This window comes from Roseococcus pinisoli, assembly GCF_018413645.1.
Taxonomy (GTDB): Bacteria; Pseudomonadota; Alphaproteobacteria; order Acetobacterales; family Acetobacteraceae; genus Roseococcus; species Roseococcus pinisoli.
In genome coordinates, this window is the sequence record NZ_JAHCDA010000004.1 from 285,041 (window position 1) to 298,535 (window position 13,495).

The following is a 13,495-nucleotide window of genomic DNA, read 5'->3' on the forward strand; positions in this document are numbered from 1 at the left end:
AGTTTGCGCCGGATTTCTTAGAGGAACCCTCATGTCCGCCACCGTCCCTGACAGCTTCGACGTCATCGTCATCGGCGCCGGCCCCGGCGGCTATGTCTGCGCCATCCGCGCCGCGCAGCTCGGGATGAAGGTGGCCTGCGTCGAGAAGCGCGCGACGCTGGGCGGCACCTGCCTCAACGTCGGCTGCATCCCCTCCAAGGCGCTACTGCACTCGACCGAGCATTTCGAGGAAGCCAAGCACAAGCTCGAGACGCATGGCGTCATCGTGGGCGAGGTCCGCTACGACCTCGAGAAGATGATGGGCCACAAGACCAAGGTGGTGGACGCCAACGTGAAGGGCGTCGAGTTCCTCTTCAAGAAGAACAAGATCACCTGGCTGAAGGGCGCGGGCAGCATCACCGCCCCCGGCAAGGTCGCGGTGGACGGCAAGGAATACGCGGCCAAGCACATCGTCATCGCCACCGGCAGCGAGAGCGTGCCGCTCCCCGGCGTCGAGGTGGACGAGAAGCGGATCGTCACCTCCACGGGCGCGCTGGAGCTGGAGAAGGTTCCGGGCCACCTCGTCGTCATCGGCGGCGGCGTGATCGGCCTGGAGCTCGGCTCGGTGTGGCAGCGCCTGGGCGCGCAGGTCACCGTCGTGGAGTTCATGGACCGCCTGGCGCCCGGCCTCGACCTCGAGATCGGCAAGCAGTTCGAGCGCGCCATGACCAAGCAGGGCATGAAGCTCAAGCTCAAGACCAAGGTGACCGGCGCCAAGGCGAGCGATTCGGGCGTCGAGCTCACGCTGGCCCCTGCCGCCGGCGGCGCCGAGGAGAAGCTTTCCGCCGATATCGTGCTGCTGGCGATCGGCCGCCGCCCCCATCTCGCGGGCCTCGGCCTCGACAAGGTCGGCGTGAAGCTGGACGAGCGCGGCCGCGTGGAGGTGGACGGCCACTTCGCCACCAACGTGCCCGGCATCTACGCGATCGGCGACTGCATCACCGGCGCGATGCTCGCGCACAAGGCCGAGGATGAGGGCTCCGCGCTGGCGGAGATGATCGCGGGCCAGAAGCCGCACATCAACTACAACGCCATTCCTTCGGTCATCTACACTTGGCCCGAGGTCGCCGCCGTGGGCGAGACCGAGGAGCAGCTGAAGGCGCGCGGCGTGGCCTACAAGGTCGGCAAGTTCCCCTTCCTCGCGAATGGCCGCGCGCGCGCCATGGCGGAGACGGACGGGCTGGTGAAGATCATCGCCGACGCGAAGACCGACCTCGTTCTGGGCGGGCATATCATCGGCCCGGATGCCGGCACGCTGATCGCCGAGCTCGCCATGGCGATCGAGTTCGGGGCGAGCAGCGAGGATGTGGCGCGCACCTGCCACGCCCATCCGACGCTGAACGAGGCGGTGAAGGAAGCCGCCCTCGCCGTCGAAGGCCGCGCGCTGCATATTTGAGGCCCTCAGACGCCGTGCGCGCGCTCCGCGCGCTTGGCTTCGCCGCGCGACGGTCGCGCGGGATGCAAACGTGAATGGGCGGTGCCGGCCGCCTTGCGGCAGGGTTTAGCTCCAGCCTTTGAGACACCAGGCATGCGGCGAAAATCCTACTCCGCCCGCAGGTTTGCCCGCTGCACGACGGCGCTCCAGCGCTCGCGCTCCGTCACCAGGAAGCGCCCGAAATCCTCGGGCGTCGGGCTCGTCTCGATCTCCACGCCGTTCTCGACCATGCGGGCGCGCAGGCCCGGATCCTCCAGCGAAGCATTCAGCGCGGCATGGAGCCGGCCGATCGCCTCCCTCGGCGTGCCCGCCGGTGCCAGCAGCCCGTACCAGGTGGCGCTCTCGATCTCCGGAAAGCCCTCCTCCACCGAGGTCGGGACCTCGGGCAGGATCGAGGCGCGCTGGCGCCCGGCGATGGCCAGCGCGCGCAGTCGCCCCGAGGCCAGGAACGGCAGGAAGGGCGCGGCGGCATTGGTGATCATCTGCAGCCGGCCCGCGACCACGTCCGTCAGCGCGGGCGCCGTGCCGCGATAGTGGATGAACTCGATCGGGAAGCCGAGCGTGAGCGCCACCATCGCCCCCAGCGCATGCGCCGTGGTCCCCGCCCCCGGCGTGCCGAAGGTGATGGGCGGATGGGCGCGGGCATAGTCCCGCAGCTCCGCCAGGTTGCGGACAGGCAGTTCCGGGTTGACCGCGATGACATTGGGCGCGGCGCCGACGAGGCCGATGGCGGCAAAGCCGTTCACCACATCGTAGGGCACGCGGGGCACCGTGAGGCTCGAGATAACGAAGCTGCCGCTGCCCGCCAGCAGGATCGTGTAGCCGTCCGGCGGCGCCTTCGCGACGAGGTCGTTGCCGAGCAGCCCCCCTGCCCCGCCCCGGTTCTCCACGACGATCGGCTGGCCCAGCCGCGCCGCCATGGCCTCGGCCAGGAGGCGGCCGACGATGTCGTTGCTGCCGCCGGAGGTGAAGGGGATCACGAGGCGCAGCGGGCGGGCGGGAAAGCCCTGCGCCCGCGCCACGGCCGGCGCCGCCAGGAGCGTGAGTACCACGCGTCGTTCGATCATCCCGGCCATCCCCGTTTTGGCGGAGGATGGGCCCGGCGCTCAGCGCCTGTCCAGGCGCGTCAGGCGCGCTTTTCCTGCGCGCTCCGCAGCAGGGCCAGGCCGCGATACACGCCATGGACCATCTTGCTGTAGGGCAGCACCACGAAGAAGGCGAGCACGAGGCCCAGGTGCAGCGCCAGCATCACGCCCATCGCGCCCGTATGCCGCACGACCAGCAGCAGCAGCCCCGTGGCGCCGATCAGGAAGAGCAGCGACAGCATGGCGTATTCGCCGCCCAGCCAGCGCTTCGCCACCGGGCCGGGATCGGTGACCGTCTTCACCCAGAGCAGGCCCGCGGTGCCGATGCACAGCAGCACGCCGCCCCAGGTGCCGAACTGCACCGGCAGGCTCAGGAAGGCATGCGGCGACTTCCAGCCCAGGAAGTGATGATAGATCGTGCCCGTCGTCGTCGCGGCGAAGCAGAGCATGAAGCCGTAGAACATCGCCTGGTGGAACCAGCGCCGCGTCTGCGCGAAGCTGTCGTCGATGTCGTTGCAGCCATGCCCGCCGCCGCCGAGGTTGCGCAGCGTGAGGATGTCCACCGCCGCCGTCGCGACCGGCGCGGCCGCCAGCGGCTTCTGCCCCTTCCCCGGCGCCGTGCCGCGCCAGTAGCGCACCGCGCCCGCCGCCATCGCGATGAGCGCGTAGCCGAAGGTGAGCCCGGCCATGCCCGTCATCAGCCAATAGGGGATGACGCGGAAGAAGGCGCCGGTGCCGGTCTGCGCCGTGTAGAGGATCGCGGGGTCCTGCAGGGCCATGGTCAGCAGCAGCACCAGTGTCACCGCCAGCATCGCCACGGCGGAGACCACCGTGCCGTTGCGCTCGAAGGCCCGGCCCATGGGCGCGGGCCAGGCGTATTCGGCATAGGATTCGTTGCGGATGGTCGCGAAGGTCGCTGGGATGTTCACACCGAAGGCATGCGGCGGCGCGTACTGGCAGGCGTGATAGCAGCCCTTGCAGGAGTGGCAGAGGTTGGCGAGATGCGTGAGATCGCCCTGCGAGAATTCGCGCCGCAGCGTCATCGCCGGGAAGACGGCGCAATAGCCCTCGCAGTAGCGGCAGGCATTGCAGATCTCCATCTGCCGCCGGCCCTCGACGATGGCTTCGGATTCAGTTGCGGACATATTTCGCAGCTCCCTCGCCGGCGAGGCGGCCGAAGACGGTTCCGATGGTCATGCCGAATCCGGCAAGATAGCCCTGGCCCAGGATATTGCCGGCCATGATCTCGCCGGAGGCGAAGAGGTTCCCGCTGGGCTTGCCGTCCGCCATCATCACCTGCGCGCGGTCGTTCACCTTCACGCCGAGGAAGGTGAAGGTGATGCCCGGCGCCAGGGGATGGCCGTAGAAGGGCGGCGTGTCGATGCGGCGCGCCCAATGCGTCTTCTCGATCTCCAGCCCGTCCGTGCGGCAGTCGTCCAGCTTGTTGCCATGGAAGGTGCCGGGCAGCACCGCGGCATTGTACTCGTCCACCACGGCCTGCAGTTTCGCGGCGTCGAGGCCGAGCTTCTGCGCGAGCTCGGGAATGCTGCCCGCCTTCATGGGCGGGAAGACGCTGGGCAGGTAGTTGTGCAGCGCCTGGCTGTCGGTGATGGCGAAGGCGCGCTGATCCGGCTGCTGCGCGATCAGGCGGCCCCAGATGGCATAGCGCTTGGGCCAGACATCCTCGCCCTCGTCGTAGAAGCGCTCGACCTCCTTATTCACGACGATGGAAAAGGGCACGCAGTCGAGCCGCATGGCCAGCCCGCCATCCACCATCGGCGCGCGCGCATCGTTGGCGACGGCGTGGAACTGCGTGGGGTCGCCCACCTCCTGGATGCCGCTGGCCAGCAGGTCCTTCAGCACGGTTCCCTGCGCATAGGGCGTGCCGCGGATCTGGAAGTTGTCGGCCGCGTCGCCCCAGTATTCGCGCAGCCATTCGCGATTGGCCTGGAAGCCGCCGGCGGAAGCCACGATCGCCTTGAAACGGATCCGCTCGGGAAAACCGCGCCAGGAGATGATGGCCTCGGTCGCGAAGCCGTCCTTCACCTCGATATGCTGCACCTCGGTGTCGTAGAGGATGGTGACGCCGAGCGCCTCGGCGGTCCGGTACATCGCATTCACCAGCGCCTTGCCGCCGCCGAGGAAGAAGGCGTTGGTGCGGCTGAGGCTCAGCGTGCCGGAGAGGCTCGGCTGGAAGACCACGCCGCAATCCGCGAGGAAGCCCGGCGCGAACTGGCTCGCGCGGATGGTCATGCGCGCCAGCTCCTCGTTGGTGCGGCCGCCGGTCACGCGCAGCAGGTCGTCCCAGTATTCGTCTTCCAGGTAGCTCTCGGTGAGCACGCCGGTCGGCTTGGGATGCAGTGCGCGCAGATTGCGGGTGTGACGGCTGTTGCCACCGCGCATGGGCTTCGGCGCGTGCTCGGCGACGACGACGCTCGCCCCCGCCTGGCGCGCGGTGATCGCGGCGCAGAGCGCGGCATTGCCGCCGCCCACCACCAGCACGTCATAGGTGCGGGTGAAGTCCATGTCCTGTTCCGTTCCTGCTCCGCCGCGACTGTATCCGGCTGTATCCAAAACGCCAACCGGCCCTGGCTGGCCGCCTCCCGCCATCCTAGAATGCCGCCATGGACGCCAATTCCGGCCAGGGCCGCGGACAGGAAGCCTATCTCCAGGTGCGCGAAGCCATCCGCGACGGCACGCTCGCGCCCGGCCTTCGCCTGACGGAGACAGACCTCGCCGCGCGCTTCGGCGTCTCCCGCACGCCCATCCGACAGGCCATCGCCAGGCTGGAGGCCGAGGGCCTGCTCACTCACCAGGCGCGGCGCGGCCTCGCCGTCACGCGGCCGGATCACGGCCAGGTGGTCGAGCTCTATGTCATGCGCGAGATCCTGGAGGGCGCCGCCGCCGGCCTCGCCGCCCAGCATGCGAGCGAGACCGAGATCGAGGCGATGGAGGAGCTGGTGGCCGGCGAGCCCCAGGTCTTCGCCGATGCGGCGAAGCTCGCCGCCGTGAACCAGCGGCTGCATGGGCTGCTCTATCTCGCCGCGCATAACCGCTACCTGCTGCGCAGCCTGGAGCAGCTTTCCGCGACCATGGCGCTGCTGCCCTCGCTCCTCACCCTCGAGGGCCGCGCGCAGCAGGCGCATGAGGAGCATCTTCGCCTGCTTGCGGCGCTGCGCGCCCGCGACGGCGCGGCGGCGGCCGAGGCAGCGCGGCAGCATTCCCGCGCGGCGCAGCGCCATCGCCTGGCTTGGCTCGTCAATGTCTCCGGCGTGCCGCTCGCCGCCCCCGGCGGACAGACGCAGGCAAATGCGCGCGACGCGCTTGCCCCTCCGCGCCAGGGCCGGTAGGTCCTCCCCGCCGCCATCGGCACGATCCACCGTTGCCGACTTCCCGCCAAAGCCCCCCGCATGAGATGACGAGATGACGGACGCGGCCCTCAAAGACGACGAACGAAGCCTCGCGGATCCGAACGACCGCGTCGCCGCCTATACCGCCTGGGTCAGCGCCCTTCGCCAGGGCAAGACCGTCAAGCCGCCGGAGGCGGAAGGCGACGATGCGCTGGCCCGCCTCGGCCACGAACTGAAGCTCCTTTCGGAGGCCATCGCGCGGCGCGAGGCCGAGCTCACGCGCCTCAACCAGGTGGTGCTGTCCGCGGAGCGCGAGATCCTGGTCGAGGATGTGCTCGACAGCATCTTCAAGGGCTTCATCGGCATCATCCCCTACGACCGCATCGGCTGCGCCTTCCTCTCGGCCGGCGGCACACGGATGACCTCCTACTGGGCCCGCTCGAACATGGGCCCGATGCGGATCAACAAGGGCTATTCGCGGCCGCTCGCCGGCAGCAGCCTGCGCGAGGTGTTCCGCACCGGCGAGCCGCGGATCCTGAACGACCTCGAGGCCTATCTGGCCGAGCACCCGACCTCCAACGCCACGCGGAAGATCGTCGGCGAAGGCGGCCGCTCCAGCCTCACCTGCCCCCTCTTCATCGATGGCCGGCCGCTGGGCGTGATCTTCTTCACCAGCCAGAAGACCAATGTCTACAAGGACATCCATCAGGCCGTCTTCCGACAGATCGCCGGCCAGGTCGCGATCCTGATCAACAAGAGCCAGCTCTTCCAGGAACTGGTCGAGCGCAACCAGTTCCTCCTGCGGCAGGCCGAGCAGCTGACGGAGGCCGCGAACCGCGACGTGCTGACCGGCGTGCTGAACCGCCGCGCCTTCCTGCTCGCGCTGGACCGGCACCTGCAGGCCTGCGCGGCCGCCGGAAAGACGCTGGGGCTGATCATGGCGGATATCGACCACTTCAAGTCGATCAACGACACGCATGGCCATGCCGCCGGTGACAAGGCCCTGTGCGGCTTCACCGAGCGCCTTTCGCCCATGCTGCGCCAGGGCGACTATCTCGGGCGCTACGGCGGCGAGGAATTCCTCATCCTCCTCAGCGAGGTGGGCGCCGCCGAGCTCCCCTCCATCGCCGAGCGCTTCCGCTCGACGATCGCCGATACGCCCTTCGACCTCGGCGTCGCCGAACGCTCGCTGACCGTGAGCCTCGGCGCGACCGTGGCGCACGGCGTGGAGCAATCCGCCGAGGATGTCGTCGCCCTGGCCGACCGCGCGCTCTATGCCGCCAAGGAGGGCGGCCGGAACCGCTGGGTACTGGCCGCCTGACGACCCTGATTTCCTCCTGGCGGAACGGGGCTTAACCTCCCCTCTTCCACCGGAGTTCCGAGCATGCGTTTCGACGAGATCACGGCCCCCCGCCCCACCGCGGAATCCCTGGCGGCGGAGGCGAAGCGCATCGCCTCCCGGCTCGAGGCCGGCGACCGCGGCGCGGCCGTCGCCGAATGGGACACCGCCCGCCGCACGACGGACACCTGGAGCGCGCTCGTCCATCTCCGCTTCGCGCAGGACACGAAGGACGCCGAGGCCAAGGCCGCGCGCGAATATGCCGATGCGCTGTCGCCCGTCGCGACGGAGCACGAGGTCGCGATCAAGAAGCGCCTGATCGACGACCCGGACCGCGCGGGCGTGGAAGCGCTGGTCACGCCGCATGTGCTGAATCTCTGGCGGACCGACATCACCACCTTCGATCCCATCATCGCCGCGGATCTGGAGGAGGAAGCCCGCCTCACCGCGCGCTACACCGAGCTGCTGGCCTCGGCGAGCTTCGAGATCGACGGCGCGACGGTGAACCTCTCCGGCCTCGCGCCCTATGCCGAAAGCCCCGATCGCGAGATGCGCCACCGTGCGGAATCCCTGCGCTGGGCCTTCTTCGAGCAGCACGGCGCCGAACTGGATTCGCTCTACGACCAGCTCGTGAAGCTGCGGCACGGCATGGCACGCAAGCTCGGCGACGAGAGCTTCACTCCGCTGGCCTATCGCCGCATGCGCCGCACGGATTACGACGCGGCCGACGTCGCGCGCTATCGCGACCAGGTGGCCGAGCATGTCGTCCCGCTCATCGCGAAGCTGCTGGAATCCCGCCGCGCCGAGTTCGGCTGGGACAAGGTGCGCTACTGGGACGAGGCCCTGATCGACCCGGCCGGCAATCCCGCGCCCATCGGCGACCACGACACGCTCGTCGCCGCCGCGCAGACCATGTTCGACCGGATGGACCCGCGCCTGGCCGACTTCTACCGGATGATGCGGGCGGGCGGCTTCCTCGACCTGAAGAACCGGCCGGGCAAGGCGGGCGGGGGCTTCTGCACCAGCTTCCCCAGCGTCGGCGCGCCCTTCATCTTCGCGAACTTCAACGGCACGCATCACGATATCGGCGTCTTCACGCACGAGATGGGCCATGCCTTCCAGTGCTGGGAAAGCCGCAGCCTCCCCGGCATCGACCAGCTCTGGCCGACCATGGAGGCCTGCGAGATCCACTCGATGAGCCTCGAGTTCCTCACGCATCCGCAGATGGACCTGCTGGTCGGCGACGACGCGGCCGATCGCTTCCGGCGGATGCACCTGATCTCCTCGCTCGCCTTCCTGCCCTACGGCGTCTGCGTCGACCACTTCCAGCACGAGGTCTTCGCCCATCCCGAGGCCACGCCGGAGGAGCGGCACGCGATCTGGAAGAGGCTGGAGCAGCGCTACATGCCGTGGTCGGATTACGGCGATATCGGCTACCTGGCGAAGGGCGGGCGCTGGCAGGCCAAGCACCACATCTACAACAGCCCCTTCTACTACATCGACTACACGCTGGCGCTCTGCTGCGCGCTGCAGTTCTGGGTGAAGTCCCGGCACGATCCGAAGGCCGCGCTCGATGACTACGTCGCGCTCTGCGAACGCGGCGGCTCGGCGCCGTTCCAGGAACTGGTGAAGTCGGCGGGGCTGGTGTCGCCCTTCGCGCCGGGCGCGCTCGCGGAGGTGGTGAAGGAAGCCGAGAACTTCCTTGGGAACTGAGAGGGCGTCGCCCCCTCGAACTCCCCCGGCAGGAAACTCAGTTTCCTGCCCCTTCGATCATCAGGGCGCGCGGAACTCGATCGCCTTCGCGCCATCCCACAGGACCGAGCGGCCCACCTTCGCCAGCCGCTCGAGGTCGTCGCGGATCGTCAGGAAGTGGTTGCCGGCCAGCTGGCCCGCCTTGCTGGCGAAGCAGCAGGGCCCATAGGCCAGCAGGATCTCCGTCTCGCTCTCGCCGCTCACATGGCCCGGATGCACGATGATCTGCCCCGGCGCCGGATAGCTGGTCGCGTTCTCGTAGCCGATGGAGAGGTCCCGCTCGCCCATCGGGATCCAGCAGGCCTCGCCACTCCAGCGCACGTGGATGATCCGGTCGCGGTAAGGCAGCAGCTCGCGGAAGCGCGCGACCGTCTTCGGCGCGTCCTTCGTCTCGTAAGTCGCTCGGAAGAGCTCGCCGCCGATGTCGATGATGATGTCCGTCATGTGCCGATGTGTCTCCCCTTCGGTCTTCCCCTCGCCAAAGCACGGTCGCGCCGTTACGTCGAGCCCGCGATCCAGGCCTCGACCCTCGCTTTGAGATCCGCGGGATCGCCAGAGAGCTCCAGCAGCTTCAGCCGGGACTTCTCGCCGGTCGCGATCATCACTTCGGATTTACGGAGCCGCAGCGCCTTGGCCACGAAGGCGACCAGTGCCGCATTGGCGGCGCCATCCACGGGCGGCGCGGCTAGGCGAAGCTGCAGCATCCGCCGCCCGTCCGCCCCTTCGATGACGCCGTCGACGCCCTCCCGCGAGGCGCGCGGCGTCAGCCGCACGGCCAGCCGGAGTCCCTTTCCAACGATGCTGAAGGGCATGCGTCAGACCGCCTGACCGACGAGGCGCCCGATGGCGGCGGTCAGCCCCATGGCCAGCGCGCCCCAGAAGGCGACGCGCACCGCCGCCTGTCGCATGCTCGCTCCACCGGCCCAGGCTCCCAGCGCCCCCAGCAGCGCGAGTGAGGCCAGCGAGGCGATGGAAACCAGCGGCGCCGTCAGACGCGTCGGCGCCAGCAGCGCCGCGGCCAGCGGCAGGGCCGCGCCGATCGCGAAGCTCGCCGCCGAGGCCAAGGCGGCGGAGAGCGGCCGCGCGGCCGTCACCTCGGTGATGCCGAGCTCGTCGCGCAGATGCGCACCCAGCGCGTCCTTCGCCATGAGCTGATCGGCCACCTGGCCTGCCAGCGCAGGATCGAGGCCCCGATGCACGTAGATCTGCGCGAGCTCCTCGCGCTCGAAGGCGGGGTCCTCGTGCAGCTCCTGTCTTTCCCGCGCCAGCTCCGCCTTCTCGCTATCGGCCTGCGAGCTGACGGAGACGTATTCGCCCGCCGCCATGGAGGTGGCTCCCGCGACCATCCCGGCGACGCCGGCGATCAGGATGCTGGATCGCGTGCCGTCCGCGGCCGCGACCCCGACGATCAGGCTCGCCGTGGAGACGATGCCATCATTGGCCCCCAGCACCGCCGCCCGCAGCCAGCCGATGCGATCGACGCGGTGGCTTTCGCGGTGCGGCAAGGGGCCTCCTCTAGGCGGTCAGATACGTCCCATCACCAGAAGCACGATGACGACGACCAGCACAACACCCAGCACGCCGACGCCGCCGTGCCCGAAACCGTAGCCATAGCCCCCGAAGCGGCCGCTGAATCCGCCCAGCAGGGCGATGATGAGAATGATGATAAGGATGGTGCCGAGGGACATGGACGTTCTCCGCGATGGGGGCAGCGGGGCGGAAATCACCCCGGCAGCGCCTCGCGGTCATGCGAGGTGCTACGCCAACGCGCGATGGCAGGCGCGGTTGGCGCGGCACCGACGTCTTGCCCGATGCAGCCGCGCCTAGCGCAGCGTGAAGCGCACCGGCACGACCAGCTCCACCGGGTCGCCCGGCATTTCGGGCGGCGGGGCGGGCAGCGGCGAGGCCCGGCGGATCATCGCCGCCACCGCCTGGTCCAGATCCTCGTGGCCCGAGCTCCGCTCGATCCGCCAGGAGGCGACGGTGCCGTCGCGCCGCATGGCGAAGCGCAGCACGACCGTGCCTTCGGCGCGCCGCGTGCGGGCCGCGATCGGATAATCCTTGTGGCGCTCCAGCGCGGCCATCAACCGGCCGATGTAGCTGGCCGGCGGGCGTACCGGCGCCGGGGGCGCGGCGACGCTCGGCGCCGGGGCGGCGGCCGCGGGCTGCGCCTCCTGGGGCGGCGCGGGGCGCGGCGGCGCCGGACGGGGAGGCGTCGGGCGAGGCGGCGGCGGGGGCGCGATGGCGCGCACCGTCTCCTCCGGCGCATCCGGGGTCGGCGGCGGGGGCGGCGGCGGCGTCTCGACGGCCTCTTCCGGCGGCGGCGGGGGCACCGTCTCCTCGGCTTCCGGCGGCTCGGCTTCCAGCGGCGCGATCAGCGGCGTCGGCGCGATCTGCTCGGGCGGGGGCGTGTCCGGCGGCGGCTCGGCGGTGGCCTCGGGCGGCGGCGGAGGCGTCTCGTCCGGGGGCGGAGGGGGCGTGGCGTCAGGGGGCGGCGGCGGCGCCTCGTCCGGCGGCGGCTGGCGCAGGGCCTCGGGCGGCGGGGGCGGCGGGCTGTCGGGCGGCGGCGGCTCGACGGTATCGGGCGGCGGCGGGGTCGGCGCGGCCTCGGGCTGCGCGGCCTGCGTCTCCTCGGTGACTTCGGTGGGCGCCGCGGCCTCGGAAGGCGCGGCCTCCTCGACCGGCGAGACCTCGATCCCCACGGGCTCGGGCGCGGCGGGCGGCGACTGGGTCAGCCAGAGCAGCGGTCCCACGACGGCGGCATGCAGCAGGATCGCGGCCGCGGCCGGCAGGCCGAAGCGACGGACGGTGCCGGGCGGTGGCCTCAGCTCCGTTTCCTCGGGCAGCCTCAGCTGGGCCGAGAAGTCCGGCATGGTCTCAGCGAGCCTGGATGGCGGGGCCGGAGGGTTCGGCCTCGGCGATGAGGGACACGCGCGAGACGCCGGCGGCCGTCACCTTGCCCATGACGCGCATGACGTCGCCATAGGGCACGGTCCGGTCGCCGCGCACATAGACGGGGGCGTCGTTCGCCTCCGCCTCGCGGATGGCGCGGATGCGGTCCGAGAGCTCGGCCTCCGGCACCTGCTCGGCGCGCAGGAAGACCAGCCCCTCGCGATTCACACTGACCACGACCGGCGGCGCCGTCTGCGCCACCCGGGCTGCAGCGGTGCGCGGCAGCTGCACGGGCACGCCGACCATCATCATCGGTGCGGCCACCATGAAGATGATGAGCAGCACCAGCATCACGTCCACGAAGGGCGTGACGTTGATGTCCGACATCGCGGTGCCGGCGCTCTCCTCGTCGTCGTCGCCCGAATTGCCGGAGGTGCTCATCGCCATGGCGCGCTAGCCCGCCACCTGCTGGCGCGGCGCGCGGCTGAGCCGCAGCGCGAGGTCGGAGGCCGCGCCCAGCGCCTCCTGCCGGGCGCCGGTCAGGCCGCCCACGAAGCGGTTATAGGCCATGACCGCGGGAATGGCGGCGACCAGGCCGATCGCCGTCGCGAAGAGCGCCTCGGCGATGCCCGGCGCCACGACGGCCAGGCTGGTGTCGTTGCTGGCCGCGATGCCGGTGAAGCTGTTCATAATGCCCCAGACCGTGCCGAAGAGGCCGACGAAGGGGGCGACGGAACCCGTGGTCGCGAGGATCTGCAGACCCGGCTCCGTGCGCCGCACGGCGCGCAGCACCGCCTTGCGCATCGCGCCGTCGAGCCGCGCACGATACTCGCCGTCGGTCTCCTGCACGCCCTGACCCAGGCGCCATTCGGGCAGGCCCGCCCGCAGCGCGATCGCGGTCAGGTCGTCCGAGCCCTCGGCGATGATGGTCGGCGTCACGGAGGCGCTGGCCAGCGCCCGCACCTCGCGCCGCAGCCGGCCGAGCGCGAAACTCTTCTCGATGATCACCGCCCAGCAGGCGATGGAGGCCAGCGCGAGGCCGATCATCACCGCCTTGACGATCGGATCGGCGGCCAGGAACAGCCCGAGGGGCGTGAAGTCGTGCGGGACGGGGTTCATCGGCCGCGGGTCACTTCTCGAAGGTCACGCCGCTCACGCGGGAGGTCAGCGTGGCGCGCGTCACGCAGGCATTGCGCGCATCGGCCTCCTGGCTGCCGCAGGCGAGCACGTCGTTGAGCAGCATGCTGCCCACTCCATCGCAGCCCTGGCCGGTCATGTCGAAGAGGCGAACGACCGTGCGGCCGGCGGGCACCGGGCCGGCATCGACCGCCAGGCGGCGCGCCACCACGCCATCCTTGCCGAAGATCACGAGGTCGAGCCGCAGGGGGTCGAGCGCCTCGCCGCCGCTGTTGTTCAGCACCATCCACACGCGGCAGGCATTCTCGCGCGCCTCGAGGCGGTTCAGCTCGACGCGGATCGGGGACGCGGTCTGCGCCGCGAGGGGCGAAAGCCCGGCGACGACGAAAAGAGCGGTGAGAAAGCCGCGAAGCATGGCGAGGGTCCTTCGGCCGGGCGGGATCGTCCGGCAGATAGCCTCAACTGC

The 13,495-nt window shown here is 70.3% G+C and carries 15 protein-coding genes; 4 read left to right on the forward strand and 11 right to left on the reverse strand.

The genetic code is table 11. From position 1 onward, the window contains the following. Positions 1 to 31 precede the first annotated feature (31 nt). Complete coding sequence (lpdA, locus tag KHU32_RS19595; RefSeq protein WP_249681416.1) at positions 32 to 1,435, forward strand: dihydrolipoyl dehydrogenase; 1,404 nt, start codon at positions 32 to 34, stop codon at positions 1,433 to 1,435. A gap of 146 nt (positions 1,436 to 1,581) precedes the next feature. Here lpdA and KHU32_RS19600 read toward each other — a convergent pair whose 3' ends face one another. The 3 genes from KHU32_RS19600 to tcuA are packed head-to-tail and all read right to left on the reverse strand — an operon-like array spanning position 1,582 to position 5,085. After that, complete coding sequence (locus tag KHU32_RS19600) at positions 1,582 to 2,541, reverse strand: Bug family tripartite tricarboxylate transporter substrate binding protein (RefSeq protein WP_249681419.1); 960 nt, start codon at positions 2,539 to 2,541, stop codon at positions 1,582 to 1,584. A gap of 59 nt (positions 2,542 to 2,600) precedes the next feature. Continuing rightward, on the reverse strand, positions 2,601 to 3,704 hold the full coding sequence (gene tcuB, locus KHU32_RS19605; RefSeq protein WP_213671859.1) for a tricarballylate utilization 4Fe-4S protein TcuB: 1,104 nt from the start codon (positions 3,702 to 3,704) through the stop codon (positions 2,601 to 2,603). Continuing rightward, a complete protein-coding gene (tcuA, locus tag KHU32_RS19610) occupies positions 3,691 to 5,085 on the reverse strand; it encodes an FAD-dependent tricarballylate dehydrogenase TcuA (protein WP_213671860.1) in 1,395 nt (464 codons plus the stop codon). Before tcuA ends, tcuB begins: the two co-directional genes overlap by 14 nt. 98 nt (positions 5,086 to 5,183) lie before the next feature. On the opposite strand from tcuA, the gene KHU32_RS19615 reads away from it, so the two are divergent. From KHU32_RS19615 to KHU32_RS19625, 3 genes are all read left to right on the forward strand, one after another. Further along, positions 5,184 to 5,909 carry a GntR family transcriptional regulator gene (locus KHU32_RS19615; protein WP_213671861.1) on the forward strand — a complete coding sequence of 242 codons (726 nt, stop codon included), beginning with the start codon at positions 5,184 to 5,186 and terminating at the stop codon, positions 5,907 to 5,909. 73 nt (positions 5,910 to 5,982) lie between these two features. Continuing rightward, positions 5,983 to 7,230 (forward strand): sensor domain-containing diguanylate cyclase, encoded by a 1,248-nt coding sequence (locus tag KHU32_RS19620; RefSeq protein WP_213671862.1) that lies wholly within the window; start codon positions 5,983 to 5,985, stop codon positions 7,228 to 7,230. 63 nt (positions 7,231 to 7,293) lie between these two features. Then, positions 7,294 to 8,961, forward strand: coding sequence for a M3 family oligoendopeptidase (locus tag KHU32_RS19625; RefSeq protein WP_213671863.1), 1,668 nt, complete (start codon positions 7,294 to 7,296; stop codon positions 8,959 to 8,961). A gap of 60 nt (positions 8,962 to 9,021) precedes the next feature. On the opposite strand, the gene KHU32_RS19630 is transcribed toward KHU32_RS19625, so the two are convergent. The 8 genes from KHU32_RS19630 to KHU32_RS19665 form a co-directional block, all read right to left on the reverse strand. Then, the gene (locus tag KHU32_RS19630) at positions 9,022 to 9,444 is read right to left on the reverse strand and encodes a DUF3830 family protein (RefSeq protein ID WP_213671864.1); all 423 of its coding nucleotides are present in this window, start codon (positions 9,442 to 9,444) and stop codon (positions 9,022 to 9,024) included. Positions 9,445 to 9,497: 53 nt separating this feature from the next. After that, entirely contained in the window at positions 9,498 to 9,812 is a 315-nt protein-coding gene (locus KHU32_RS19635; protein WP_213671865.1) for a DUF167 domain-containing protein, read from the reverse strand. Positions 9,813 to 9,815: 3 nt separating this feature from the next. Continuing rightward, positions 9,816 to 10,505: a VIT1/CCC1 transporter family protein gene (locus KHU32_RS19640; RefSeq protein ID WP_213671866.1), complete on the reverse strand. Its 690-nt coding sequence runs from the start codon at positions 10,503 to 10,505 to the stop codon at positions 9,816 to 9,818. Positions 10,506 to 10,523: 18 nt separating this feature from the next. After that, positions 10,524 to 10,688 carry a DUF3309 family protein gene (locus tag KHU32_RS19645; protein ID WP_213671867.1) on the reverse strand — a complete coding sequence of 55 codons (165 nt, stop codon included), beginning with the start codon at positions 10,686 to 10,688 and terminating at the stop codon, positions 10,524 to 10,526. A gap of 135 nt (positions 10,689 to 10,823) precedes the next feature. After that, positions 10,824 to 11,873 carry an energy transducer TonB gene (locus KHU32_RS19650; RefSeq protein WP_213671868.1) on the reverse strand — a complete coding sequence of 350 codons (1,050 nt, stop codon included), beginning with the start codon at positions 11,871 to 11,873 and terminating at the stop codon, positions 10,824 to 10,826. A gap of 4 nt (positions 11,874 to 11,877) precedes the next feature. Continuing rightward, positions 11,878 to 12,339, reverse strand: a complete 462-nt coding sequence (gene tolR, locus KHU32_RS19655; protein ID WP_249681423.1) for a protein TolR — start codon at positions 12,337 to 12,339, stop codon at positions 11,878 to 11,880. Positions 12,340 to 12,345: 6 nt separating this feature from the next. After that, positions 12,346 to 13,011, reverse strand: coding sequence for a MotA/TolQ/ExbB proton channel family protein (locus KHU32_RS19660; protein ID WP_213671869.1), 666 nt, complete (start codon positions 13,009 to 13,011; stop codon positions 12,346 to 12,348). Between the two features lie 10 nt (positions 13,012 to 13,021). Further along, positions 13,022 to 13,444, reverse strand: a complete 423-nt coding sequence (locus tag KHU32_RS19665) for a Tat pathway signal protein (RefSeq protein ID WP_213671870.1) — start codon at positions 13,442 to 13,444, stop codon at positions 13,022 to 13,024. Positions 13,445 to 13,495 lie beyond the last annotated feature (51 nt).